Source organism: Boseongicola sp. (genome assembly GCF_057460485.1).
Genome location: NZ_JBVCWP010000015.1, coordinates 1 through 25968 on the forward strand (window position 1 = coordinate 1; position 25968 = coordinate 25968).

Below are 25968 nucleotides of genomic sequence, written 5' to 3' on the forward strand. Positions count from 1 at the left end.
CTACTTCAGTGGCCTCATCGCCCATTCCGCGAGAGGCCATGTCATCGACCCAGTTCTGGAGAAGATCAGGAGCTGCGTCTTTCCACTTTGCCAGTTCTTCAGTTGGGAAAGGCTTGATCGTGCCCCCGGCTTCGACGATTGCCGCGCCTGCTGCTTCTTCGGCAGCTTCGATGTTGCCAATATAGGCTTGGCCAGCCTTAGTGGCCTCTTCCTGCATGATCGCCTGATCTTCAGCTGAGAGAGAGTCCCATACGTCTTCGTTTACAACGATCAGGTGGCCAGTGATGGCCATGACCGGACCGCAGCTGTACGGGCCTGGTTCGAAGAGGCGATTGGACAGGATGTTGCCGCGGTTTAGAAACGAATAATCAAGAGAACCGCTTTGAAGAGCCTCGTAGACTTCGCCCACACCAACCGAAACTGGCACGGCACCAACTGCTTCGTGCGCTTTAGGGATATCGGCACCAAACGAGCGGATCTTTTTGCCCGATAGGTTCGCCACGCTGTCACAGTTCTCGTCCGAACCGGTCAGGTAGTAACCGCCCAGAGGTTGGTGGAATAAAAATTTGACGCCGAACTTCGACAATTCTTCTTGAAAGTAGGGCAGGTCCTGAAACGCGGCGGCTGAAATTTCCATCGCCTGACGTGGGCTCTCAAAGACGAAGGGGATCTGATAGGCGCGCCAGAAGAGCAGTTGATCGGCGTAGTAGCCCGGCACGACAGAGGCCATGTCAATGGCGCCACGGCCTGCAAGTGTCATCACCTCGTTGCCGGCTCCAAGGCCGCCCGCGTAAGTGATCTCGATGGTCACGCGACCTTCTGTCCGGGCTGTGACTGCCTCTGCAAAGTCCTTCTCGGCCTGAAGGAAAGCCGAGTCTCCCAGATAGTGACCCCAGCGTAAGGTCACATCCTGCGCACTCGCAGCGCCCGCGGCAAGGATCGCTGCGCCGACGATGCTGGTAAAACGGTTAAACATGAACGTCTCCCTAGTTATCTGCCGCCCGTTCCGGGCGGTCGGTTTGTTTTCATTGAAAACCTGATCGGTACAGAGGTGGCAAATATTTCTGCAATAGAAAAAATCCTTTCCTCTGATGGTTAAGGACATCGTCCGGAAAATATTGTTTTCCAGTGATTAGAACTCTCCCATACCCAATCGGTCAACTGTTGACAGTTTTGCGAACCTGACGAAGACTTGTCAACGATGACATTTAGTTTGGGGGGATTTGATTTTGACCAATTTGCGCCAAGATGCCCGTGCGGCCAAGCCGCAAGCCCCTGCCGCCGAGGTGCGAGACCTACTCGATAAGTTGGCAATGCGCGCGTCGTGCCGCGACTTTGACAGCTCCATGATCGCGCCAGAAACCCTCGAAGATATCGTTCGCGACGGCGTTGAAGCGCCTTCTTCGTGCAATCAGCAAAACTGGCACTTTATTATTGTGGCCGATCCGGTCCGCAAAGAGCGCGCGCGTGATATTTCCGGTGGGAACCACCACTTTGCCGAATGCTCCGCCCTGATTTATCTGTGCTTCCAGAAGGGCTGGACCCATGGCAACTTCTCCATCGTGCAGTCGGTTGCGGGGGCATGCTATCACATGATGCTGTCGGCGCATTTGCGCGGGTTCCAATGCATCTGGAATGCAGGCATCGGCGATCAGGCAGCTTTGCGCGAAATGATCGGTTTGCCCCAGACCTTCGATGTGATCGGAGCGCTCGCTATTGGTCGAGCAAAAAGCACAGCGCCCAAAATGAAGGCACCGCGCAGACCCGTTTCCGAGATTTTCTCGTGGGAGCGATTCGAACGTCCAGCCGCAAGCCTCTACCCGGTCAAACAGGCAGATACCTATCCGTTTTGGGAAATTAGAAACGATTCCAATCCATTCGCCCAGTGGAACCCTACGGAATGGAGCTGGGATCAGATTGGCGATTTTCGCGGTTACTCGGTTTGGGCAAAATCTCCATTAGCGGGGGTTTATGTGTCGCGCAGGCAAGGCGATGCGCTTGAGGCCGAGCATGGATTGCTGGGGGAGGTGAAACCCGGCGCGCGCGTCGTCGAGATCATGCCATGGGGCGGGACAACGACAACCGTGCTTTTGGACCGGCTTGGACCTGATGTGCGCCTCTCAGTGGCCGAGCTTTCGCCAAACAATCTCAGCTTCATCGAAGAACGACTGCGCCGTGAGGGGAACAACCTCGCCCACGTCACATTCGATTTGATGCCAAACGGCAAGCTTGCTTACGCAGATGGCTCGATTGATTTGGTGGTATTGCCTCAAGTGCTCGAACACATGCCGGACCCGGCCGCGTTCTTGGACGAAGCGGCACGTGTGCTGGCACCCGGCGGCACGATCATCGCAAGCACGCGCAACATAAGTTCCGCCTATGGCGCGCTTTGGCTGGAGACAGAGTCAAAGGCCCAAATCCCCAACCAAGGCCCGTTCACACCGCTGGCCGCACGCGACGTTGCCGCTTGGATCGCCGCGCGGTTCGAGATCGTTGAGGAATGCGGCATCGGTGCCGAGGCTACTGGCGACGCCACCCTGTTGACGGGCGACGCTTGCCACCAAGGGCGGCTCTATGCCGTGCGGGGCCGCCGTGTCTGAGCACGCCTTACGTGATCTCGCGGACCACAAACCGCCCAGTTCCCACCGCATCGGCTTGGAGCGCGCCGTCGCGCAAGGCAAATCGTCCGCGCGTCATCGTATGGACGACCCGCGCACTCATGCGTTCGCCCTCATAGATAGAATAGCCCGCGTCGGTCCCAAGGTTATCCTTGCCGACTACCCAGTCAGCGTTCAAATCGACCACCGCGATATCTGCGTCCGCACCCGGGCGCAGCGCGCCTTTGGTGTTCAAACCCATACGGCGGGCAGGGTTCTCGCTGACCAATGGAATGAGTTTGTCCAAAGGCAGGCCGCGCTTGTCGTGCCCGTAGGTCAAAATGGCCGGCAGGAACGCGTCGAGACCGGGAAAGCCCGGTTGCGCCTTCCAAATGCCGCCCTCTTTGCAGCTGATCGGGCGATGGATGTGATCGGTCGCAATCGTGTCGATGTCTCCGCGCCCAATCGCAGCCCAAAGTGCTTCGCGATCCTCGGGGGTCCGCAGCGGCGGGTTGACCTTGCCGATCGGGCCTATGGCGCTTGTGACGTCGTGGGTCAGGTAGTGGATGCAGGTCTCGATGCACACGTCCGAGCCGGCCGCGCGCTGGCGCAATGCCGCATCGAGCGCCTCTCCAGACGAGGTGTGCACAGCATGCACGGGTGCTCCAGTGATCCGGCCAAAGTAGGTGGCGCGCGAAAGGGCATCTGCCTCAACAAAGGGCGGGCGCGTGTCGTTCCACGTCGCCAATCCGCCAATGCCGTCGGGGTCTGCGGCCGTTACGCGGTCGCGCAAAACCCAAGCCACTTCGATATTCTCCGGATGCGGGCACAGGAGTCCATTGTTGGCCGCCAGCACTTCCAGCAAGCGGAACAAAAACCCATCATCCGTGCCCGGCAATCCAAGCCGCACACCCTCATTGCCCCGAATGTTCATGAACAGCTTTGCACTCGGTGCGCCGCGCTTGATCAGGTCGGGCAATTCAGCCAACTGATCCTCGGTTGCGATCACGAAATGAAAGCTGAAATCAACCCGAGCACCCGCTTCAGTGATCCGGCAAAGCTCATCGAAAACAGGGCTATAGGGCTCGGGGCTCATGACAAACGAGATGAAGCTCGTCACACCGCCAATGGCCGCCGCACCAGTTTCGCTCTTAGCATCCTCGGGCACACGCGGGCGGGCGATGTCCATGCCATGACCCAAATGAATATGTGCGTCTACAGCACCGGGCAGAACCGTCAGACCAGTGACATCGACTATCTCGCGCGCCTCACCCGCGCCGGGCGCTGCAATGGCAGCAATCGCGCCATCCGTGATCAAGATATCGGCCTGCTGAAGACCCAATCCGGGCAGGAAAGCAACGCCGCCTCTGAGGGCAAGATCCGCTTGGTGCGCCATGTTTCATCTCCTTCGAACACGGCCGCACCATGACCTCAGAGCGTGTGCCTTATCAACCCATTACCGACAGGCCACGACTAACTTGGCCGAATGGCGCCCGCGTGGCAGTCTGGGTTGTGCCCAACGTAGAGCACTACGAATACCTGCCCCCAGCCACCGGAGGCCGCGACGCATGGCCACGCACCCCGCACCCTGATGTGTTGGGTTACGGCTTGCGCGATTTTGGCAATCGGGTTGGGCTTTGGCGCATAGCAGAGGTGACCGATGATCTGGGCATTCCCCTGACGCTGTCGCTCAATTTAGCCAACTGGCTGCACTACCCCGAGATATTTGAAGCCTCAGAAGCGCGCGGTTGGGATGTCATGGCCCATGGCCTTTATAACACTCGCTATCATTGGGAGATGCCTGAGCAGGCCGAACGCGAAGCGATTGGCCAATGCGTCGAGATTTACCGGACACTGACGGGACGCATGTTGCGCGGTTGGTTCTCTCCTGCTGCCACTTGGACCAAGAACACACCGGATCTCGTAGCCGAAGCTGGGATCAGCTATTATTGCGACTGGTATCACGACGATCAGCCAACACAGATGAATGTACGCTCAGGCCAGCTCATCACCTTGCCGTACCAAATGGATATCAACGACGCGATGGTCTGGCGGCACCATTTTGAGGCCGATGATTTCGCCCAGATGGTGATTGATCACTTCGATACGCTTTGGCGCGAGGGCGCGGATCATGGCCGCGTGGTCTGCATCGCGTTGCATCCCTACATTATGGGTCAGCCGCACCGCATTCGCGCGCTGGAACGAGCGCTGCGCCATGTGGTCAGTCATGACAAGGTCTGGATGGCAACCGGTGCCGAGATTGCCGATTGGTATCTGTCGGATCAGTGGAGTGAGGCCCTATGACCACTTCAGCAGGCATGGACCACGCGCTTTATCCCTATCGGAGCGTGTCGGGACGCGCACCCCTCGATTGGCCGAACGCTGCCGGCGTGGCATTCGCGCCTGTGGTCTATCTTGAACATTGGCCTGTTGAGGCAACAGCAGACGGGTACGCCGATCCTCGCTTTCGCGACCCCTACGGTAAATTCCAGCCCGACTACCGCACGCATACCTGGCGTGAATACGGCAACCGGATCGGAATTTTCCGGCTCTTCGAAACCCTCGACAAATACGAACTGACGGCCACTCTTGCAGTCAATGCATCCGCCGCCCAGCGGTATCCGGTCTTGATCGAAGAAGCGCTGTTTCGAGGCTGGGAGATCGTAGCTCATGGCGATTTCGCTGATGCGATGGTCACCTCGCGCATGCCCGAGACTGAAGAGACCGCTTTGATCGAGACCTGTCTTGATACGCTTCAGAGCGCCACCGGCACACGCCCTAAAGGCTGGATTGCACAGGATTTTAGCGAAAGCACGCGCTCTGCTGCCCTTTTGGCGCGCGCGGGGATCGAGTGGATCGCCCATTGGCCCAACGACGATCAGCCCTACTGGATGTCGACAACGCCTGCGATGATCTCCGTGCCGCAAATGTCAGAGCTTGATGATGTGGAATGCCTGTGGCACCGGCGCGTTCCCACGCCGCGCTGGTCGGGAATGTTGGAAGAAGCGGTTCAAGTTTTGGCAGGCGAGAAAGGGCGGGTAGCGGTCATTGGGCTACATCCATGGCTTTTCGGAATGCCCCATCGTATTCGCTACCTCGACGATGGATTGCGGCGAGTCGCGCAGATTGACGGGGTATGGTCCACAAGCGTGGGCCAGATAGCGACGCATTTCAGGTCACAGCGGCCAGCGGAGGAAGAGTCTTGAGCGGTACAAACGGATCAGAGCGCCTTGTTGCGCAGAATCTTTCCGGCCTCGCGCTCGAACGGCTCGAGAAGGCGATTATGGAAGGTGAATTGGGCCCCGGTGAGCGGCTCAGCGAAAGCGGTCTGGCGCGCCGGTTCGGGATTTCGCGCGGGCCGCTGCGCGAGGCCATTGGTCAGCTCGAAGGGCGTAAGCTGGTCACGCGGATCTCCAATCAGGGCGCGCGGGTGGTGTCGCTGTCAAAAGATGATCTGCTGGACCTACTCCAAGTCCGCGAAAGCCTTGAAGGCATGGCTTGCCGTCTCGCCAGCCAGAATATGGGCGAGACAGATCTTGTGCGGCTTGAAGACATGTTGGCGACGCATGAAAAGGCGGACGCAATGCGGGCAGGGCGCGGTTATTTTCAGGAGCCCGGCGACGGCGATTTCCATCAGGTGATACTTGCCGCCTGCGGCAATGCGCGGCTGTCGGGCATGCTAGCGGGTGAGCTTTACTCGCTGCTTCGCCTATACCGCCACCGCCTTTCGATGCGTCCGGGCCGTCCGGCCGAAGCACTCGAAGAACACAAATGTATCGTAGCCGCCTTGCGGGCGCACGATCCAGATGCGGCCGAAGCCGCGATGCGCGCTCATTTGCGCAGTAGCAGGTCCGCAGTCGAAGACTGGGTGACGGATGAGGAGTTGCGCCAATGACAGACACATTAGCCGATCGCCGCAAAGGTTTTCGCGCCCGAATGGAGCGTCGTGATGCCATGATCTTGCCGGGTGCAGGCAACGCCTTGACCGCGCGCGTGATCGCGGACCAAGGGTTCGATGCAGTTTATGTCACCGGGGCAGGGATCGCGAACACCTACCTTGGGGTGCCCGATATCGGATTGATCACTCTGACCGAGCTTGCCAGCACCGTTTCGGCCATCTCCGAGATAACAGATCTTCCATTGATCGTTGATATCGACACTGGATTTGGCAATGCTATCAACACCCAGCGCACCGTGCGCATGATCGAACGCGCCGGGGCCGCTGCGATGCAAATCGAGGATCAGGTTTTCCCCAAGAAATGCGGGCACTTCGCGGGAAAAGCTGTCATCCCGCTGGTTGAGGCCGTCTCTAAGGTTAAAGCAGCAGTCGATGCGCGCGAAGACCCCAATACGCTAATTATCGCACGCACAGATGCACGCGCCGTGCAGGGGCTTGAGGCCGCACTCGACCGCGCTGAAGCGTTCATCGAAGCTGGCGCCGACATGACCTTCGTCGAGGCCCCGACATCAATCGAAGAAATGCGGGTGATCACGGGACGGCTCAGTGTGCCACAGGTTGCCAATATGGTGGTTGGAGGCAAAACCCCTCTGACGCCGCAGGCCGAACTGGCCGAGCTTGGCTTCTCGATAGTGCTCTATGCAAACACGCCTCTGCAAGCAGCGATGCGCGCGATGAGCGAGGTTCTGGGCGCGCTTAAGGCCGAGGGCGACGTCGGTGGTGTGATCGATAAACTCGCGGACTTCTCCGAACGCCAACGCCTTGTGGGCAAGGACCGCTACGACGCGCTTGAGGCGCACTACAAGCTCGACTGAACCATAACGGTACCAAGTGCCATCGCAACGGCGGCTTGGGTCGGATCGACAACCGGATGTCCCAAAGCGGCCTCCAAACTTCTGCGATGAGCCGACAGCCCCGCACAGCCCAACACGATGACATCCGCATGGTCCTCGCGCACCAAAACCTCTGATACAGACTGAAGCCGCGCAAACGTCCCTGAGCCAGACGCGGTTTCGGCTACAGACATGTTGAGGGGCCGCTCGGCTACCATTCGATCCAATACACCCATCCGGCGCAGGTATTTTCGATGCCGCAAAATGGAGCCTTCGGAGATGGCGATCACTCCAATTCGATCGCCTCGCGCCATTGCGGTCAGAAATCCACTTTCTTGCATGCCGAACACCGGGGCCGATGTTGCCTCGCGCGCCGCATCAAGGCCGGGATCGGAGTAACAAGCAATCACGACCGCTGTAGCATCCGCGCGTGCCCGTATAACCTCCAGTAGGGGCGAGACCGCAGCATCGCTATCGGCTTGGCTTTCAATCCCGAACGGGCCTTTAGCCAACGTCAGGCACTCGATTGGTGGGCCACCTGCAATTCGAAACGGCGCCATGGCGGCATCAAGACCTGCCGTTACGGCCGGATTGGAATTTGGATTGATCACAAGGACTGGACCACTCATGACAAGTTCGCTCCGAAATTCTGGGCAGGATCAAGCTCCGGCACGGGCTGTCCGGGGTGCCCGGTCAGATCAAGGGGCGCGCGTTTGATAAACTGGCCTGAGCCAGGCTCTGCAATCAATTTGCCGTTTTCCACGATGCGCCGACCGCGTCCCAGAACCGTTACAGGCCAGCCCGTCACCTCGATCCCCGCGAACGGATTATAATCCATCGCGTCATGCATCTCACCGGCAACGCGCGTTTCATTTGGATCCCAAATCGCGATATCGGCATCCGCGCCAACAGACAGGGTGCCCTTGCGCGGCATCATCCCGTAGATCATTGCAGCATTGGTTGATGCCAGCGCGACAAACTGATTGAGGCTGATCCGACCTTTGCCGACGCCTTCAGAGAACAACAATGGCAAACGCATCTCAATTCCGGGCATACCATTGGCAATTTCGCGGAAGTTCACATCACGCCCTGCACTAAATTTCCCAGAATCATCATAGCGGTAAGGCGCGTGATCTGACGACACAAGCGACAATGATCCAGCCTGCACATGCTGCCATAACGCAGCTTGGGTTGGCGCGTCGCGCAAAGGTGGCGAGCAAATAAACTTTGCACCGTTCATCCCCGGTTTGTCGATGTCCTCGCGGGTCAAAAACAAATATTGCGGGCAAGTCTCGGCCCAAACTTGACCGCCCTTGGCCCGCGCATTTGCCACAAGCTCTGCGCCTGCAGGCGTCGAAACATGGACAATAAACAGTGGCGCTTCGGCCAATCGGGCCAGCGAGATCGCGCGGTTGATCGCTTCTTCTTCTGCCAATCCGGGACGCGAGGGGGCGTGATACCGTGGCGCAACATTGCCGCCATCAACCAATCTGCGCGCCATCCAGTCTAACATGTCGTGGTTCTCGGCATGCACCATAGTCAGCGCGCCGTGTTTGCCTGCAACCGATAAAATATCAAGAAATTGCGCGTCTGATACGCGAGTCGCGTAGGTCATGAATACCTTGAACGAGGTAACACCCTTGGCAAAAACCTCCGGTAACTCGGCCAAAACCGCCTTCGTCGGGTCGGTCAGAATCAGGTGGTATGACCAATCCAGAACAGATTTTGGCACCGCGCGTGCGTCATAGGTTTGCATCGTGTTGGTAAGGCTTTGGCCCTTTTTCTGCGCGGCAAAGGGTATAAAACTGGAGTTTCCGCCAAAGGCCGCCGAGATTGATCCGCTCTCGTAGTCATCCGAGGTCATGACACCCATTCCGCTTTCTTGGGCGATATGGCAGTGGGCCTCTATCCCGCCGGGCATTACAATGCGGTCGGTGGCGTTGATCACATCCTCGGCGTCTGTGATCGCCTCGGATATGGTGACGATGCGCCCGTCACGGATGCCGATATCGGCGCGATAGGTCTCGGTTGCAGTGGCCAGTAGCCCACCCCGGATCGCAAGATCATGCGCCATGAATTATCCTTTCGTCCCATCGGGGTAGACCACGCCTGTTTGGCTTGCGATCCGTTTGTAATGCTCAATCCGGCGATGACGTTTGAAATCAAACACCGAAGCTTTGCCAAATTTCGTGGCATCCATATCGCAGGCTTGCACCAGCAGCTCGTCGCCGTCGGTTTGCGCCTTTTGCATGATGACACCGTCTGGAGACACGATAACGCTGCCGCCATTCAGAGGATGACCATCCTCGTTGCCAGCCTTGGCCACAGCCACGACCCAGGCGGAGTTTTGGTAAGCGCCTGCTTGTACCGATAGGTCAGAATGAAACCCGCGCATCTCGGCTGTTTCACCCGCATTTTGGGAGTTTCCTGAGGGCGTGTTGTACCCCAGTACGACCAGCTCGACGCCCTGCAATCCCATCTCGCGGTACGCCTCAGGCCAGCGGCGGTCGTTGCAGATCAACATGCCCATCCATGCGTCCATGTTGCGAAACACCGGAAAACCCAGATCCCCGGGTTCGAAATAGCGCTTTTCGAGATGCTGAAAGCTGCGCTGGGAGTCAAACTCATCATGCCCGGGCAAGTGAATCTTGCGATATTTGCCAATAATATTGGCCTGTGTATCCGTTAGGATTTGGGTGTTGAAATGGTGCCCATCCGGGGTCAATTCTCCGTAACCAATTGAGATTGCGATGCCGTGTTCGCACGCGCGCTCAAACAAGGGTTGGGTCTCGGCATTGGGCATTTCTGGCTCGAACCAAGTGTCTACCTCGGCTTGGTCTTCGAAGTACCAGCGCGGAAAGAAGGTGGTGAGGCAAAGCTCCGGAAAAACCACCAGAGTGCAGCCTGCCATATGCGCCTGATCGAGCAGCGCGATCATCCGAGCCACGACCTCTTCGCGGGTGTCCGCGCGTTGAATGGGACCCATTTGGGCCGCACCAATGACGATCTCTCTCATGACAAATTACCTTTATAAAGTAGGTTAGCGGGACGCGCGCGCCATTTCAGTAAATAGGGGCTCAAGGGAAGGGGCTGCGCCAATTTCTATGACCATGTCCCATATGCGGATAGCAGCATCCTCGCGCCAAAGTCTCGTTGCGAGCGACAGGTATTTCTCGCGTATCTCGACGGCTGGGAATGGGTCAGACCAGTCGCCTCGGTTGGTCTCGGTAGCCGCTTGCAATACCTGTCCAGACTTCATCGTCAGTGTAATACGAGCAGGGCGCTTATGGGGCAGACGTGCGGTCATCGCCACGTCTTCGACCACCTTGACGCGTTGAGCCAGATCTAAGATCCTAGGGTCCTCGACATTCTTCATGGTGAAGCTATCCACCCCGGTTGAGCCGTTGACCAGTGCAGAAGCCATCGCAAACGGCACGGAAAATTTTCCCGCCAGGACGTTCTTCGGGGCCGGGTCATCCAGTTCGACTGCGAGCGAATAAGTTTCGACCAAGACACTCTCAACAGCCGAGTGATCCAGCCCTGCAGATGCCGCGCGCAACGTTGCCAGCGCATCTAGTGCCGCGTGATTGTAGCGACAGCACGAGTGCATTTTGAAGTAGTTGCGGCTGACCTCCCAACGCTCCCCCAAACCGTCTGAGAACGCCGCCGCATCAAACCTGTCGGATACCACATGTCCAAAGACCTGCGCTACTCCGTCGTGATCACCCGTATAGCCTGATGCGATCATATCACCGGCGAGCACGCCCATCTGACCCGACACGCCAGCAAAGACGTTTCGCACCGTCCCACCTTCTAGCATTGTGCGCCGGGATGTGGATAGCCCGAGACTTGCCGAAAGGCTGATGGCATGGCGCATCTGATCTGCTGGCGCATTTTGCAGGCGCGCTACGGCGGTGGCCGCACAGATCGCGCCCCATGTGCCGTGGGGATGCATCGAGGGGCGCAATTGCGTCGCGATCCCAACCCGCGCACCCACGTCATAGCCGATGGCAATTGCTGCCAGCAAATCAGCGCCACTGACATCGGCGCGCGCCGATGCTGCGGCCAATGCCGCGGGTGCCGTGTGCATTCCGGGATGGCCTTTGCAAAACTGGTTGCCCTCGTCCATTTCCAGCGTCGTACCAGCGGTGCCATTCAAAAGTGCCGCAGCACCGGCTGGCCGTGTCTGAGACGTGCCGATCAGCAAGGCCGGACCGCTGCCGTGCTGGCGCGCGGCGAGGGCGGCCACATCTGGCTCTGCCGCACCTCCCACAATCGCCCCAATGCAATCGGCAAGGATCAGAGCGGTGCGCGCGCTCACCTCAGGTGAAATCTGTGAGGTCTCGGTCTGCGCTGCGAAGGCCGCTACATATCCAAGACTGTCCATCGCTTGCCCTGCCTTTGATTTCCTGATTGCTTGTCAGACTAGGCGCGCATTGAGCGGACCTGCAAGCAATTAGGAGACAGTCATGAAAAGGGTTCTGGTGATTGTCCCTTTCCCCATGAGCGAAGAGAACCGCGATCAACGCCGGGCGCAACTTCAATCCGTTGAGCTTGGTCCGGGCATAGAGTTTGTCTTTGAGTCCGTCCGCGTTGCCCCTCGCAACTATGTCAGCGCCTCCGATATGGCACTCGCCGAGTTCGGAGCCCTTGAGGCAGGACTGGAAGCCGAAGCGCGCGGCTTTGATGCTGTGTGTATCGATACGATGTCTGATAGCGGGATGGCTGGATTGCGCTCCGAGCTGTCGATCCCGGTGATCGGGCCGGGGCGTGCATCGGTGCTCATGGCGATGATGCTGGGCCACAAGTTCTCGATCGTCGCGATGTGGCCCCATTGGCAGCATCTCTACCGCAAGACCATGACCGAACTTGGAGTAGAGAAGCATTGCGCGTCCGTGCGCTGGATCGATGCGACCCCTGACAACCAAGCCCTGATGGCAGGAAAGGAAAGTGATGTGTTCCCGGCACTCGAGGCCGTTGCTCGGCGCTGCATCGAAGATGACGGCGCTGATGTGATTTTGCTGGGTTCAACCACAATGCACCAATCGCACGCTTATCTGGCCGAGCGTTTGCCAGTCCCGGTCGTGAACCCCGGACCGCTCACCTACAAGCTGGCCGAAACCGTTCTCGGCCTTGGGCTAACACACAGCCGCGCCGCCTATCCCAATACACTCGCACCGCGCCGAGACGTCATCCACGCTATGCTGGATGCCGCCGAAGACCACGAAAATTCATAATCTAACCTTGCCCTAATGATATATAGTTATATCATTAGGCGCATGTATGAAGCAGAAATCGTTTCTGGGCTATGAGCCGCGTGGCCCGCTCCTCCGTCGCTGGAGAGGCTCATCTGGCTTTGCTAGATGACGCTTCACCCGTGCCGCTCTATCAGCAATTGGTTGTCCAGCTTCAAAACCGGATCAGCAGTGGCGAGTTCAGCCCCGGCGCAGTTGTTCCCGGTGAGTTTGATCTGTCGCGCGACTACGGCGTCTCGCGTATCACGGCAAAACGCGCGCTTGATGAATTGGCAGAAGCAGGTCTGGTTAAGCGCGAACGCGGGCGCGGAACGCGGGTTCTGGAACGAGCAGGTCCCGCCGCCGTGCGCACCTCTATTGACGGTTGGTTGGAAAGCGTCAGCCAGATGGAACGCGCCACCAAAGTGCGCCTGCTGTCTTGCGATTATCTTAGTGCCGGCCCCGATATTGCCAGCGTTTTGGAACTCGCTGAAGGTGCAGAAGTCCAGCGCTCGGTCCGTGTTCGAACCTTGGACGACGTGCCTATGTCTTATTTGGTGTGTTTCCTGCCCGGCGTGATTGGTCGCGGGTTTGCGCCTGAGGATCTCCGTAAATCCGCGCTTTTGACCTTGTTGGAGCGGTCAGGCCACAAGATTGCCTCGGCCCGCCAAACTGTCTCGGCCACGCTCGCAGCCCCCGATACTGCGCAAGCCTTGGAAATTCACGCAGGCGAGCCATTGCTGGAGGTGCGTCGCATCACCCGCAGCGCCGATGACCGTGTTGTACAGTATATCCGCGCCCTTTACCGGCCGGAGCTTTACCACATCGAGATGTCTATGATCCGCAAAGCAGGACCTGGTGGCCCGCTTTGGTCGGCTGAGGAGGGCATTGCCCCATGAAACAAACTCTCGCCCAAAAGATAATCGCGCGCGCGGCAGGACGTGATCACGTCACAGCCGGTGAGGTCGTGACCGCGAAGGTTGATCTGGCGATGATCCACGACTCGGGTGGGCCGCGTCGCGTTGCCCCAATCCTCAAAGAACTTGGCGTTGGGCTTTGGGATAAAGACAAAGTTTTTCTCGTTTCGGACCACTTCGTGCCCGGCGACACCGAAGAAGGGGCCTCGATCTTAGCTCTCACGCGCACTTGGGCGCGTGAAACCGGCGTGCGCTTCCACGACGGGCAAGGGATTTGCCACGTTGTGCTGCCCGAAAGCGGCCAGCTCCAGCCCGGCATGTTCGCCGTTGGCGGTGACAGCCATTCGCCCACCGGCGGGGCCATGGGCGCGTTCATGTTCGGGATTGGCGCGACTGAAATGGCAGGTGTGCTCGCAACCGGCGAGATCTGGGTGAAAGTGCCTGAGACGATCCGCATCGCATGGACCGGACAGCTTGGAGACGGGCTTATGGCGAAAGACATTATGCTGGCACTGTGCGGGCGGCTGGGTATGGACGGGGGCAAATATCAGGCCATCGAATATACCGGTGAGGCGATCAAAGCGCTATCGATGCAAGAACGGATGACGCTGTCCAATATGGCAGCAGAACTGGGCGGCCAAACCGGGCTAGTGGCTCCTGACGAAGTAACTGCAGCCTTCTTGCGCAGTGTGGGCGGCGCGGTTCCAGACCTCAGCGATCTCCACACTGATGAGGGGGCCGAAGTCCTTGAGCATCATACATTCGATGCCACCGCTCTGGCTCCACAAGTTGCGGCTCCCCATTCCCCCGCTAACGCGATGCCCGCCGATGAAGCGGGAAAAACAGCCGTAAGCGTGGCCTATATCGGGGCCTGCACGGGGGCGAAATACGAGGACCTGCAAGCCGCAGCCCGGATCCTTAAAGGGCGCAAGCTGGCCGCCGGGGTCGAGTTGCTTGTCGCCCCTTCATCAAAACGCGACCAAGACCGCGCTACCCAAGAAGGTATAATGGCGGTGTTCGAGGCGGCTGGTGCCAAGGTTCTGCCGAATGCATGCGGGATTTGTGCAGGCTATGGAACACACCGGCTGGACGCAGATGTCACCTGCATCTCCTCAACTGCGCGCAACTTTAAAGGCCGGATGGGCGAGGCGTCTTCCCAAGTCTGGCTCGGCTCGCCATTAACAGTGGCCGCCACGGCTGTTGCCGGTCATATCGTTGACCCACGGGAGATGCTGTCATGAGCGGTCGTATTTTCTTGTTCGGCGATGATATCGACACCGACCAGTTGGCTCCCGGCCAATACATGCGCGGCGGGATTGAGGCGATTGCCACCCATTGCCTCGAGGCGATCCGCCCGGAGTTCGCCCAAACTGTCCGACCCGGCGATATCGTCGTGGCAGGGCGCAACTTCGGGGCAGGCTCTTCGCGTGAACAAGCCGCCGAGGCCTTGCGCCATCTCCAAGTTGCGGGCGTCGTGGCGCTGTCATTCGCGGGCATTTTCTATCGCAATGCCGTCAATCTGGGCCTGCCCGTTCTGATCGCGCCATCAATCGATGATGTGGCCGACGGTGATACCGCAACCCTTGATCCTGAAGGAGGCGTTCTGCGGCTTACTACCAAAGGCACGGACGTCGCACTGGAGCCAATGCCCGAAAATCTGCGCGCAATCATCAACAACGGTGGCCTTGTGCCCCATCTGAAAAAACGTATCGCCGCGGAACATAAAGGAACTGCTGAATGACCTTGAAAGCCCTTATCAGCGGGCCCGACATCTTGCTGGCGCCCGGCGTGTGCGATGCGCTCACAGCGTTGATCGCCGAGCAATCCAAGGCAAAGGCAGTTTACCTTTCTGGCGCTGGCATAGCCTATACGCGCTTTGGTCGTCCGGATATCGGGCTGGTCTCCATGGCCGAAGTCGCTGACACAATCGCATTGATCCGCGACCGGGTCACGCTGCCTTTGATCGTGGATGCCGACAACGGGTTCGGCAACGCGCTGAACGTGCAACGCACCATGCGAGTGTTCGAGCGGGCAGGCGCCAATGCACTGCAGCTGGAAGACCAGACCATGCCCAAGCGCTGTGGGCATTTAGACGGCAAGACTCTGATCTCCGCGACGGAAATGGCTGGGAAGGTCCGCGCCGCTGCCGATGCACGTTCCAGCGAGGAAACACTTGTTATTGCACGCACCGATGCGATCGCGGTGGAAGGCTTAAACGCAGCCCTTGACCGAGCCGAGCTTTATGTCGAAGCCGGCGCCGACGTCTTATTCATCGAGGCACCGCAAGACCGAGCGCAGCTTGAAACGATCGCGAGCTCATTTAGCGGACGCATCCCGCTGATGGCCAACATGGTCGAAGGCGGCAAGACTCCAATCCACGGCACGGATGACCTGCAAAGCCTCGGCTTCTCGCTGGTCATCTTTCCAGGCGGCGTCGTGCGCGCCATGGCCAAGACCGTCGGCGACTATTACCGCGGCCTACTTTCCACGGGCTCCAACGAAGAGTTCAAAGACAGAATGTTCGATTTTGCTGGCCTCAACGAGGTCATCGGAACCGACAAAATGCTTGTGCAGGGAGATTCCTATGGAGATTGACCCAGTCACCCTCGCAATCCTGAAGGGTCGCTTCGAGCAGATCGCCGATGAGATGGACGCGACGCTATTCCGCTCGGCCTTCAATCCGATCATTGCCGAGGCGCATGACGCGAGCCACGGCCTCTATGACGCGGATACAGGCGATACGCTGGTGCAAGGCAAGTCTGGCCTGCCGATTTTCGTGGGGGTGATGGCCTTCGCGGTCAAAGCTGTGATTCGAAAGGCCGCCACTCAAGGCGGCGTGAACGAAGGTGACGTTTGGATATTCAACGATCCCTACGACGGTGGTACCCACCTGTCGGACTTCCGCCTTGTGAAGCCGGTTTTCCGCGAAGGTGAGGTGTTCTGCTATCTCGCATCGGTAGGCCACTGGCATGACGTGGGCGGAAATGTGCCAGGTAACTATAATCCGGCCGCGACGGAGTGTTTTCAGGAAGGCATGCTAATCCCGCCGGTGAAGCTCTACGACAAGGGCGAGTTTCGCCAAGACATTGTCGATATACTATCTGCCAACTCGCGCCAGCCGATATCGCTTTATGGGGACCTAAACGGTCAGATTAACGCGATGGATCTTGGCGAAAAACGCCTCAACGCACTGCTTGATGAATATAGCGTACCGACTGCGCGCAAGGCGCTGGTGGCGCTTAAGGCCCGCGCAGCCACCATGATGCGCGCGCAGATTTCAGACCTGCCGTCTGGGACAATTTCGGCCGAAGACTGGCTGGACAATGATGGCATCGACGATGTGCCGCTGAAAATTGCGCTGGATATGACGATTGAAGGCGACAAGATGATCCTCGATTTCACCCGTTCTTCGCCTTCCTGCCAAGGGCCGGTGAATATTTCACGCGCCACGACGATTGCCGCCTGTTACGTGGCCCTTAAGCATATATTTGGTGACGTGCCTGCCAACGCAGGCGTGTTGGAGCCGGTTGAGTTCCGTATCGATGAGGACTCTCTGCTATCGGTCAAAGCCCCAAAACCCGTTGGCGGCTACACAGAGACCATTCTGCGCCTTATCGACGTGGTATTTCAGGCGATGGCGCAAGTCGCGCCTAAATCCGCTATGGCGTGCGCCTATGGGACTATTAACGCGCTGTCTCTGGCCGGGCACCGCGCCAATGGCGCGCGGTGGGTGATGTTCTCGTTCTTTGGTGGTGGTCATGGCGCGCATGGGGCTGGCGATGGCCTTAACCATGGCAATGCGCCGATCTCCACCGCGACGATCCCGCCTCTGGAAATACTTGAATCCGCCTACCCTGTACGCTTCACCAAATGGGCACTGCGTCCCGATTCAGGCGGGGCAGGTCTCTATCGCGGGGGGCTTGGGGCGATCTACGAGATCTCTTTGCTGGAAAAGGAGGCGGACGTCTTCCTCTTTGGTGAGCGGGGCAAGGTTCCGCCACGCGGCGTAGTCGGCGGTGGCGACGCTTCCACGAACAAGTTCTTCTATGAGCAGGCCGATGGCGAGCACACCCCGCCCATGGTCTCGAAAATGGTCGGAATTCACATCGAGAATGGTCAACACGTCCGGCTTGAGACCCCTGGTGGCGGAGGCTACGGAGATGCACTGTTGCGTGACCCGGAAATTGTGCGAGCAGATGTAATCGAAGGCTATGTCAGCGCCGAGAAGGCTAGGGAAGCCTACGGCGTTGTGATCTTGCCTGATGGGTCGGTAGATGATGGGGCAACAACCGCCCTCCGTAGGGAGCGCGCGGCATGAGCGGCAATATCGTAATTGGAGTCGATGTGGGTGGGACGTTCACTGATGTCTTCGTCTACAATGAAGCCACCGGGCAAGTTGAAACAACCAAGGTTCCTTCCACCCGTGGCGACCAGTCCAAGGGGTTCATCGAAGGGATCAGGCGCAAGGTTGCTGATTTCGGTGATATTCGTACCGTCGTCCATGGCACGACGGTGGGCACCAATGCGCTGCTGGAACGCAAAGGAGCGCGCACAGGGATTATTACCACCGAAGGCTTCCGCGACGTGCTGGAAATGCGCCGCCGCGATCGACCGACTACTTGGGGTTTGCGAGGGTCCTTCGATCCTATCGTAGATCGACCCGACCGGGTCGAGGTGGAAGAGCGCGTGCTAGCCGATGGTACCGTCCTGCAAGATGTTGATCCCGAAGCGGTCAAGGCGCAAGCCCGCGCTCTGGCTGAGGCCGGGTGCGAAGCTGTCTGCGTATTTTTCATCAATGGCTATGCCAATGACGAGAACGAGCGGATTGCTGTTGAGGCCGTCCGGAGCGTTTGGCCCACGGCCTACGTGACTGCTGCCACCGAAATACTGCCCGAAATTCGGGAGTTTGAACGCCTCTCAACCGCCACGCTGAACGCCTATCTGCAGCCTGTCGTTTCCTCCTATTTAGACCGATTGGAGCAGGGGCTCGATAAAAAGGGTTTCCACGGGGAATTGTTGATCGTGCAGTCCAATGGCGGCGTGATGGGTGTAGGCACGGCCAAGGACTTCCCTGTGCGCACCGCGCTCTCGGGGCCTGCGGCAGGCGTTATTGCGGCACAGGCAATCGCTGAGGCGGCAGGCTTTTCAAACATTGTAACCTGCGACATGGGCGGCACCTCCTTCGATGTGTCTCTGGTGGCGGAAGGGGCCGCGGCCCTTGCCCCGCAAACTTCAATTGATTTTGGCATGGTCGTGCGTACCCCGATGATCGAGATCACCACCATCGGCGCGGGCGGTGGCTCCATCGCCAGCTTGGACGCCAGTGGCTTGCTAACGGTTGGTCCGGAATCGGCGGGCTCGGACCCTGGCCCCGTATGCTATGGTCTTGGTAACAAGCGCCCCACGGTGACAGACGCCAACCTGATCCTTGGGCGCATAAATCCTGACCGCCCAATTGGCGGCAAACTTGACCGCCTCGATATCGATACGGCGCGCGAAGCCATTCGAACAAATGTCTCTGATCCGCTCGGCCTGACCGTTGAGGAGGCAGCCGAGGCGATTCTGCGTCTGGCTAATGCAAAGATGGCAGGGGCGATCCGGCTCGTATCAATCGAGAAGGGACATGATCCGTCAAAATTTGCCGCTATGCCATTTGGGGGTGGCGGATCGCTTCATACGGGGGCGCTGATCAAGGAAGTTGGGCTCGGTTCGGCGCTAGTTCCGCGCTTCCCCGGTGTCACTTCGGCGCTAGGCTGCGTGGTCGCCGATATGCGCCATGACCGGGTGCAAACGGTGAACCGCCTTCTGTCTGACATCGACGCCGCCGCTTTGGGATCGGAGCTGCAAAGCGTGGCGCGCACAACGGAAGCCGTCGTGACCTCCGCTGGCGCCGCTTTCGCTCGCATCGATCGAGTGTTCGAATTCGACATGCTCTACATCGGCCAGACACACACCGTCGCGGTTGCCGTCGATCCGACGGTCGGCCTGACCACCCATGCTATTCAGGAAGCCTTCAATACGGCCTATAGCGCGGCCTACGGGCGGCTACTCGACGGAATTCCGCTGCGAGTGATGAATTATCGCGTCACTGTGATCGGACGTCGCCCGGCTTTCGACATGGGGGTCTTTGCACCCAAAGACGGTAAGTCGGCCGATGAATGTCGCACTGGATCACGCACGGTATGGGCCGAGGGAGCGTTCCACGAGGCGGGTCTCTTTGACCGACTTTCGTTGGCGGTAGGCGAACGCATAGCGGGGCCCGCGGTCCTTGAGCAACCTGATACGACCATTTTTGTCGATCCGGGCCTTGTGGCGACGGTCGATGGGTTCGGAAACCTCGTCATTCGCCCGGAGGCATAAGCATGGACTTAGAATTAATCCCCGCCCGCACAGGTCTTCTGATCGTCGATCTGCAAAACGATTTCCTTCATCCCGATGGCGCCTATGCTCGCGGCGGTCAAACCTCTGAGGCAATTGCCGCTTTGCCCGCGCGGGTGCTGCCCGTGGCTAATACCTTGCGCGAGAAGGGTGGCTGGATCGTTTCGACCCAGTTTACGTTGGTGCCGGGCAAGGAAGGTGAGCCGTTTATTGCGCCGCACCTGAAATCAATCCGCCCTTTCCTTGGGAAAGGCGACTTTGCACCGGGCGGCTGGGGCCATGCATTGGTCGACGAGTTGCAACCCGCTGATATAACTGTCGAAAAGGTTGCATACTCAGCTTTCTACCAGACGCGAATGGAGTTCAGCTTGCGCAAGGCAGGCATTGACACGCTCCTTGTTTGCGGGATCGTCACGAACGGGGGCGTTGCCTCCACCGTTCGTGCTGCCCATGTGCGCGACTTCAAAACCTTAGTGCTATCGGATGGCTGCGCAGCCTTCACGCAAGCCACGCACGACTGCGCGATTGCTGATCTTTCGACGGTGGGTAAGGTCCTTACCTGCGCCGATGCGCAAGCCGTGATCGAGGCATCCTGATGCCGCAGATCAGCCACGAAACGCCGACACCTGGCTTCACTGCCGATGTGGTCATCATCGGGGCAGGGGCCTCCGGCCTGACCGCGGCCCTTGCCGCTGCTGAGCAAGGGGCCGAGGTTGTGGTGTTGGAACGCGATGCCTCGCCGTCGGGGTCCACCTCAATGTCTTCGGGATTTGTCCCCGCGCCCGGCACTCTGTTTCAGCATGCTATTGGCGTGACCGATGATACGCCTGATCTTTTCTGCGCCGACCTGATGGCAAAATCCTACGGCAAATCCGATGAGCGGCTTACCCGGTTAGCCGCTCGGACGATTGGCCCTGCGATGGAATGGCTCGCCGATGCTGCGCAGGTCGAATGGCATGTCCTCGATGACTTCCTTTACCCCGGCCATACGCGACATCGAATGCACGCAGTGCCTGAGAAAACCGGCGCGGCGCTTGAGGCGCGCCTGCTGGCCGCTGTGGCGGAGGCTGAAATCGCGCTGGTAACTGAGGCGTTGGCGGAAACTCTCTATGTCGATGAAGCAGGCAAAGCACTCGCGGTCGGGGTTTCCCGTCCCGATGGCTCGGTCGAAGTGATCGCCTGCAAGACGTTGATCTTAGCCTGCAACGGATACGGCGGGAACGCCGATATGGTGGCTGAGTACATCCCCCAGATTGCGCAGGGAGAATACTATGGCCATGCGGGCAACACTGGACACGCGGTTGTTTGGGGCCAGGCATTGGGGGCCGAGTTGAAGCACCTCTCGGGATATCAGGGCCACGGCTCATTGGCACATCCCCATGGCATCCTTATTTCATGGGCGCTGATGATGCAGGGCGCTATTCAGGTGAACACAGAAGGTCGGCGCTTCTCGAACGAAATGGGCGGATATTCCGAACAAGCGGTCAAAGTTATTGGTCAGCCGGGCGGGATTGCGTGGAATATCTTTGATAAAGCCCGCCACGATTTCGCGGTCGCAGGCTTTCCCGACTATCTTGATGCGGTTGACGCGGGCGCGATCCGTTCAGGTGAGACTGTGGCGGAGTTGGCAGAGGCGACGGGTCTTCCCAGTGACGCGATTGCGGAGACGATTGCCGCGGTGCAGGCGCTTGCCGAAGGCGAGGGCACTGATCCGCTGGGGCGCGATTTCTCGAACACTGTCCCCCTGGCTGGCCCGTTCTATGCGGTGAAGGTGACAGGTGCGCTGTTCCATACCCAAGGCGGGTTGGTGATTGCAGATGACGCCCGGGTTATGCGCGTGGACGGTACCAGTTTCCCCAACCTCTACGCTTCAGGTGGAGCGGCGTGTGGGGTATCTGGCCCTTCCGTAGAAGGCTATCTGTCAGGCAACGGACTTTTGACCGCGATTGCCTATGGCTATCTAGCTGGCCGCCATGCAGCAGCTCAAACGACAGGAGAATATACATGATTGACGACGCTCTGGAGGGAGTAGTGAAAGCTGGCATGGGCCCCGATCTGGGCCCATTCTTGTGGGACGATCCGTTTTTGCTGGAGGACCAGTTAGACGAAGACGAACGGATGCTGCGTGATGCAGCACAAGCTTTCGCTGAGGACAAACTCGCCTCACGCGTGACCCAAGACTACCGCGACGAGGCAGTTGCGCCCGAAATTTTTGCTGAAATGGGTGAGGCAGGACTGCTGGGCACTACGATCCCGGAGGAATACGGGGGACTTGGCGCGGGCTATGTGACTTATGGTCTGATTGCGCGCGAGATCGAGCGTGTCGATTCCGGCTACCGCAGCATGATGAGTGTGCAGTCCAGCCTCGTAATGTATCCAATTCATGCCTATGGCTCGGAAGAGCAGAAGCAGAAATACCTTCCTGGCCTCGCCGCTGGTAGTCTGATTGGCTGCTTTGGATTGACAGAACCGGATGCAGGCTCTGACCCAGCGGGCATGAAAACCCGCGCGCAGAAGATTGACGGAGGCTACCGGATCAGCGGTTCGAAAATGTGGATCTCGAATGCTCCCATTGCGGATGTGTTCGTGGTCTGGGCCAAGTCTGATGCGCATGACGGCAAGATCCGGGGCTTTGTGCTGGAAAAGGGCATGTCCGGCTTGAGCGCTCCTAAAATAGGCGGGAAGCTTTCGCTGCGTGCCAGTGTAACGGGCGAGATTGTGATGGAGAATGTCGAAATCGCGGAAGATGCGCTTTTGCCAGGTGTCCAGGGACTGAAGGGTCCTTTCGGCTGCCTGAACCGGGCGCGGTTCGGTATAGGCTGGGGCGTCATAGGGGCGGCCGAGCAGTGCTGGCATGGCGCACGCCAGTACGGACTGGATCGCAAACAGTTCAACCGTCCGCTGGCGCAAACGCAACTATTCCAGAAGAAACTGGCGGACATGCAAACCGAAATTACGCTGGGCCTTCAGGCCGCATTGCGCGTGGGGCGGCTGATGGATTTGGGCCGTGCCTCGCCCGAGATGATCTCACTAATCAAACGCAACAATTGCGGCAAAGCGCTTGATATTGCGCGCATGGCCCGAGACATGCATGGCGGCAATGGTATTTCGGATGCGTTCCCGGTGATGCGCCACATGATGAACCTTGAGACCGTAAACACCTACGAAGGCACACATGATGTACATGCGCTTATCTTGGGTCGAGCACAGACTGGGCTTCAGGCGTTTTTTTGAGGCGGGCATCGCAGTCTCGTATGGGGATTCGGACGGAACCGTAGGCAGTTTCAAGACAAAATCAGCTTGAGCCGGGCAGGGGAGTACGGTCAGAGGATAAGCGCCAAAAGACCGATCTTTGGTTGAACGTTTGGTGCGAGAGTTTCCACCTACCATTTTAACCGCGAAACCATGTGGCGCTACGGAGCCGACCATTGTCAACCATAGGGACTTAGCCGCCGCTTTAATATTGCAGCACAGCTTATGTACGCGGCCCTTTTCTACACAGGGTGCTTGTTGGTGTCATGATGCGGGCATCGAGGGAGATTTGCTCAAAACACCTGAAGCCAGGAAGACCCCGGTAGCGACTAGGGCGACGCCAGCTACCTTGAGAGGCGTAACGGTTTCGCCCAGAAACGCCACGCCTCCCAGTAAGGCAAGGATAGGAGTCAGCGCTCCAAAGGCGGCGGTCTCGCCAGCACCGAGAATCTGCACCGCGTAGCCGAACAAGAACATCGCCAGAATACCGATTATGAAACTCTGAAGCACAATCATCACTGCGATATCGACCTGACTTGCTGTGGCAAAGCTCACATTGCCCGTCGCGAGTAGCAGTGGGGTGACAAGTAGGGCTCCCCAGAACAGGCCGATGACCAGCCCATGCAAGGGACTGAGTCCGCTTTGACGAAAAATAACGGAGTAGACAGCAAATGCACCCGACCCCGTCAAAAACATCAAATGGCCTTTCCATGCGCCGTCGTCCGGTCCCGCAAGCATCTGCCATAGGCTGACGATAATCGCACCGGACAGGATCATCGCTAAACCAAGTCGGCGGCGCGGTCCGGTGACTTCTCCGGCCATGGCATAGGCCGCCAGCGCAGTCCAGAACGGCAGCATTCCCGGCGCCAGTGCCCCGCCGTCCGAGGCGGGCGCATAGGTCAGTCCTTTAGAGATCACGAAGGGAAAGATTGCGCTGGCACCAACCATCAATATTGCTGCGCGTGGCAGGGACTGCCCGTAGGGCACGACACCCAGTCGCCACATAAGCGGAGCCATCACCAATGCGCCCGGAACGAGGCGCAGGACTAGAAGCTCTTCGACAGTGAAACTTCCCTGCACGGCAAACCGTGTGACCAGCATGAACGCCGCCCATATCGTAACCGTGGCAAGCGCGGCGACCAGGCCGAGTGCCCGCGTTCTAGGGAAGTCCATAGAGCTGGCCTTTCACGAGTAGCCCACCGACCTAGCTAAACATCATGACGTTTGGGCCTGCCAGCCAAAAGCTTATATCGCCGGGGGCATTGTCAGATTAAACTCATCGTTTAGAGTTTGGGACAGGATTTTCGGCCGCTTTCGCGTCACGCTGTTTGTTGCTTATCAAGCAAACAAAGAAATTATGTCCGAGCCTAAACGCTCAGGGCGACGGCAGAACGAAAAGAACCGACTAATCTGACACTTCTCATCAAGTCATCGACTTCAAGCCGCTTCGTGCCGGGGGCAGGGGACGTCACCGGTTCAATAGAGCGGGATGTGAGTATCTTTTTCTTTTAAAGCATATCACCACGATGAGTTCGCGCGCCTATGCATCTTCTTTTTCATAAATTCCAAAGCCACGGTTTTGCAGGCCTTTTTGGATCTCATAAATCGAGCCACGACTTTCTGGCTGTGGCAACGGGATGCGCACCGGGATATCTTTGAGCCGAGGGGTGATCGACGGCGTCCCGCACAGCATCTTTTCGTTATACTCGTCCAGCGAGCCGAAAGAGGTCATTGACCCCATCACCGGAAACGCATCTGCCGCCATGCCCTCAAAGAACAGCAAACGGCGATCCTGTGTGGATGTATTCAACGCAGAACCATGCACAATTCGCGCATGATGGATAGAGATTGATCCAGCAGGCCCCATCAGTGGCACGGCATCTTTGATGTCCAAACCGTTCGCGGCCAGATCCATTGCTCCGACAAACACGCCATCTGAATGATGATCAAATATCGGCCCCTTATGAGTGCCGGGGAACACCATCAAAGGGCCATTTTCCAGCACCATGTCGTCAAGGATTACGGCGACGGCCATCACATCGTCATTGGTGTGCGGGTAAAACGCAAAATCCTGATGCCATTCCACCGCCGCACCATAGCCGGCACATTTCATGTTCAGTTTGCTGGTGTGCAGGCGCAGATCAGGACCAATCAGATCGCGCATCGAGGCAAGTACATGATCTGAATACATCAGATCACGCGCAACATCGCTGATCGTATGAGGCAGCTTGATCCGCCTAATTCGCGGTGCTTCGGGCGTGTGGCTGTCTTCAAGGTCTAGGCGGTCATTGCTGACCGTCAGGCCGCGCGCTTCTTCCTCAAACCGGGTGATTTCGGTGCGAATGTTAGCAATAACATCGTCCGGTATTTGATTTTCAACGATCAAATAGCCTTTTTTGTTGTAAAAATCTATCTGATCCTGCGTCAGCACTTCGCTCATCGCATTATCCTTTAGTCCGGTTTCAAGGTGTCGAGCATGGGAAACACAACGACCCGATAAACTTGTATCCGACATTCCCCAAGGAGAATGCGTTCTCCCGCATGTTGCCGCTGATTTGTGCCCCAATCAAGCCTTCTGGGTGCCCCGTACCGTGATGCGGGCCTGACATACGACCTGAGGGCGCTGTCAGAGAAAACTGTCTTGAGCCGGGCAGGGCGAGTGCACTAGTGGAGACTAGTTATCATTCGTCTGACAGTACCAAGGTATTGACTCATATAATATTTTGGAATGCAATGTAGTCAGACGGCGCGATGAATGCACCGTGTGCGGTCGGGAAAGCAACCCGGCACAAACGACTC

Annotated in this window: 23 protein-coding genes; 15 read left to right on the forward strand and 8 right to left on the reverse strand. The window is 58.2% G+C overall.

Annotated elements, in window-relative coordinates; genetic code table 11:
* On the reverse strand, positions 1 to 976 hold a 976-nt coding region (dctP, locus tag AC221Y_RS03915; protein WP_486706812.1), incomplete at its 3' end, for a TRAP transporter substrate-binding protein DctP.
* Between the two features lie 253 nt (positions 977 to 1229).
* Between dctP and AC221Y_RS03920 the strand changes: the two genes are divergently transcribed.
* Complete coding sequence (locus AC221Y_RS03920; protein WP_299756380.1) at positions 1230 to 2600, forward strand: nitroreductase family protein; 1371 nt, start codon at positions 1230 to 1232, stop codon at positions 2598 to 2600.
* A gap of 7 nt (positions 2601 to 2607) precedes the next feature.
* Here AC221Y_RS03920 and AC221Y_RS03925 read toward each other — a convergent pair whose 3' ends face one another.
* Entirely contained in the window at positions 2608 to 3993 is a 1386-nt protein-coding gene (locus AC221Y_RS03925) for a dihydroorotase (RefSeq protein WP_299756378.1), read from the reverse strand.
* A 101-nt stretch (positions 3994 to 4094) separates the two neighbouring features.
* Here AC221Y_RS03925 and AC221Y_RS03930 point away from each other — a divergent pair, with 101 nt between their 5' ends.
* From AC221Y_RS03930 to AC221Y_RS03945, 4 genes are read left to right on the forward strand one after another with little or no spacing between them, the layout of a single operon-like run.
* Positions 4095 to 4901, forward strand: coding sequence for a polysaccharide deacetylase family protein (locus tag AC221Y_RS03930; protein WP_299756376.1), 807 nt, complete (start codon positions 4095 to 4097; stop codon positions 4899 to 4901).
* A complete protein-coding gene (locus AC221Y_RS03935; protein ID WP_299756374.1) occupies positions 4898 to 5803 on the forward strand; it encodes a polysaccharide deacetylase family protein in 906 nt (301 codons plus the stop codon). Before AC221Y_RS03930 ends, AC221Y_RS03935 begins: the two co-directional genes overlap by 4 nt.
* The gene (locus tag AC221Y_RS03940) at positions 5800 to 6492 is read left to right on the forward strand and encodes a GntR family transcriptional regulator (RefSeq protein ID WP_299756372.1); all 693 of its coding nucleotides are present in this window, start codon (positions 5800 to 5802) and stop codon (positions 6490 to 6492) included. The genes AC221Y_RS03935 and AC221Y_RS03940 overlap by 4 nt, the downstream gene beginning before the upstream one ends.
* Positions 6489 to 7370, forward strand: a complete 882-nt coding sequence (locus AC221Y_RS03945; RefSeq protein ID WP_486706813.1) for an isocitrate lyase/PEP mutase family protein — start codon at positions 6489 to 6491, stop codon at positions 7368 to 7370. Before AC221Y_RS03940 ends, AC221Y_RS03945 begins: the two co-directional genes overlap by 4 nt.
* Here AC221Y_RS03945 and AC221Y_RS03950 read toward each other — a convergent pair.
* The 4 genes from AC221Y_RS03950 to AC221Y_RS03965 are packed head-to-tail and all read right to left on the reverse strand — an operon-like array spanning position 7355 to position 11775.
* A complete protein-coding gene (locus AC221Y_RS03950) occupies positions 7355 to 8017 on the reverse strand; it encodes an aspartate/glutamate racemase family protein (RefSeq protein ID WP_299756369.1) in 663 nt (220 codons plus the stop codon). The genes AC221Y_RS03945 and AC221Y_RS03950 overlap by 16 nt on opposite strands.
* Positions 8014 to 9462 (reverse strand): dihydropyrimidinase, encoded by a 1449-nt coding sequence (gene hydA, locus AC221Y_RS03955; protein WP_299756367.1) that lies wholly within the window; start codon positions 9460 to 9462, stop codon positions 8014 to 8016. Before hydA ends, AC221Y_RS03950 begins: the two co-directional genes overlap by 4 nt.
* Positions 9463 to 9465: 3 nt before the next feature.
* Positions 9466 to 10404: an N-carbamoyl-D-amino-acid hydrolase gene (locus AC221Y_RS03960; protein WP_299756365.1), complete on the reverse strand. Its 939-nt coding sequence runs from the start codon at positions 10402 to 10404 to the stop codon at positions 9466 to 9468.
* A gap of 24 nt (positions 10405 to 10428) precedes the next feature.
* The gene (locus AC221Y_RS03965) at positions 10429 to 11775 is read right to left on the reverse strand and encodes an MmgE/PrpD family protein (protein ID WP_299756363.1); all 1347 of its coding nucleotides are present in this window, start codon (positions 11773 to 11775) and stop codon (positions 10429 to 10431) included.
* An 82-nt stretch (positions 11776 to 11857) separates the two neighbouring features.
* Between AC221Y_RS03965 and AC221Y_RS03970 the strand changes: the two genes are divergently transcribed.
* The 10 genes from AC221Y_RS03970 (at position 11858) to AC221Y_RS04015 (ending at position 23151) form a co-directional block, all read left to right on the forward strand.
* Positions 11858 to 12625 carry an aspartate/glutamate racemase family protein gene (locus AC221Y_RS03970; RefSeq protein WP_486706814.1) on the forward strand — a complete coding sequence of 256 codons (768 nt, stop codon included), beginning with the start codon at positions 11858 to 11860 and terminating at the stop codon, positions 12623 to 12625.
* A gap of 80 nt (positions 12626 to 12705) precedes the next feature.
* Positions 12706 to 13521, forward strand: a complete 816-nt coding sequence (locus AC221Y_RS03975) for a GntR family transcriptional regulator (RefSeq protein WP_486706815.1) — start codon at positions 12706 to 12708, stop codon at positions 13519 to 13521.
* Entirely contained in the window at positions 13518 to 14780 is a 1263-nt protein-coding gene (locus AC221Y_RS03980) for a 3-isopropylmalate dehydratase large subunit (protein WP_299756357.1), read from the forward strand. Before AC221Y_RS03975 ends, AC221Y_RS03980 begins: the two co-directional genes overlap by 4 nt.
* The gene (locus AC221Y_RS03985) at positions 14777 to 15280 is read left to right on the forward strand and encodes a LeuD/DmdB family oxidoreductase small subunit (protein ID WP_299756355.1); all 504 of its coding nucleotides are present in this window, start codon (positions 14777 to 14779) and stop codon (positions 15278 to 15280) included. Before AC221Y_RS03980 ends, AC221Y_RS03985 begins: the two co-directional genes overlap by 4 nt.
* Positions 15277 to 16134 (forward strand): isocitrate lyase/PEP mutase family protein, encoded by an 858-nt coding sequence (locus tag AC221Y_RS03990; RefSeq protein ID WP_299756352.1) that lies wholly within the window; start codon positions 15277 to 15279, stop codon positions 16132 to 16134. The genes AC221Y_RS03985 and AC221Y_RS03990 overlap by 4 nt, the downstream gene beginning before the upstream one ends.
* The gene (locus AC221Y_RS03995) at positions 16124 to 17857 is read left to right on the forward strand and encodes a hydantoinase B/oxoprolinase family protein (protein ID WP_299756349.1); all 1734 of its coding nucleotides are present in this window, start codon (positions 16124 to 16126) and stop codon (positions 17855 to 17857) included. Before AC221Y_RS03990 ends, AC221Y_RS03995 begins: the two co-directional genes overlap by 11 nt.
* Positions 17854 to 19899 carry a hydantoinase/oxoprolinase family protein gene (locus AC221Y_RS04000; protein WP_299756346.1) on the forward strand — a complete coding sequence of 682 codons (2046 nt, stop codon included), beginning with the start codon at positions 17854 to 17856 and terminating at the stop codon, positions 19897 to 19899. The genes AC221Y_RS03995 and AC221Y_RS04000 overlap by 4 nt, the downstream gene beginning before the upstream one ends.
* Before the next feature lie 2 nt (positions 19900 to 19901).
* On the forward strand, positions 19902 to 20513 hold the full coding sequence (locus AC221Y_RS04005; protein WP_299756344.1) for a cysteine hydrolase family protein: 612 nt from the start codon (positions 19902 to 19904) through the stop codon (positions 20511 to 20513).
* Entirely contained in the window at positions 20513 to 21925 is a 1413-nt protein-coding gene (locus tag AC221Y_RS04010) for an FAD-dependent oxidoreductase (RefSeq protein WP_486706816.1), read from the forward strand. Before AC221Y_RS04005 ends, AC221Y_RS04010 begins: the two co-directional genes overlap by 1 nt.
* On the forward strand, positions 21922 to 23151 hold the full coding sequence (locus tag AC221Y_RS04015) for an acyl-CoA dehydrogenase (protein WP_299756337.1): 1230 nt from the start codon (positions 21922 to 21924) through the stop codon (positions 23149 to 23151). The genes AC221Y_RS04010 and AC221Y_RS04015 overlap by 4 nt, the downstream gene beginning before the upstream one ends.
* Positions 23152 to 23433: 282 nt before the next feature.
* Here the strand turns inward: AC221Y_RS04015 and AC221Y_RS04020 are convergent, their stop codons facing one another.
* Both AC221Y_RS04020 and AC221Y_RS04025 read right to left on the reverse strand, forming a co-directional pair.
* Positions 23434 to 24342, reverse strand: coding sequence for a DMT family transporter (locus AC221Y_RS04020; RefSeq protein ID WP_299756335.1), 909 nt, complete (start codon positions 24340 to 24342; stop codon positions 23434 to 23436).
* 367 nt (positions 24343 to 24709) lie between these two features.
* A complete protein-coding gene (locus AC221Y_RS04025) occupies positions 24710 to 25609 on the reverse strand; it encodes a phytanoyl-CoA dioxygenase family protein (RefSeq protein ID WP_486706817.1) in 900 nt (299 codons plus the stop codon).
* Between the last annotated feature and the right edge of the window lie 359 nt (positions 25610 to 25968).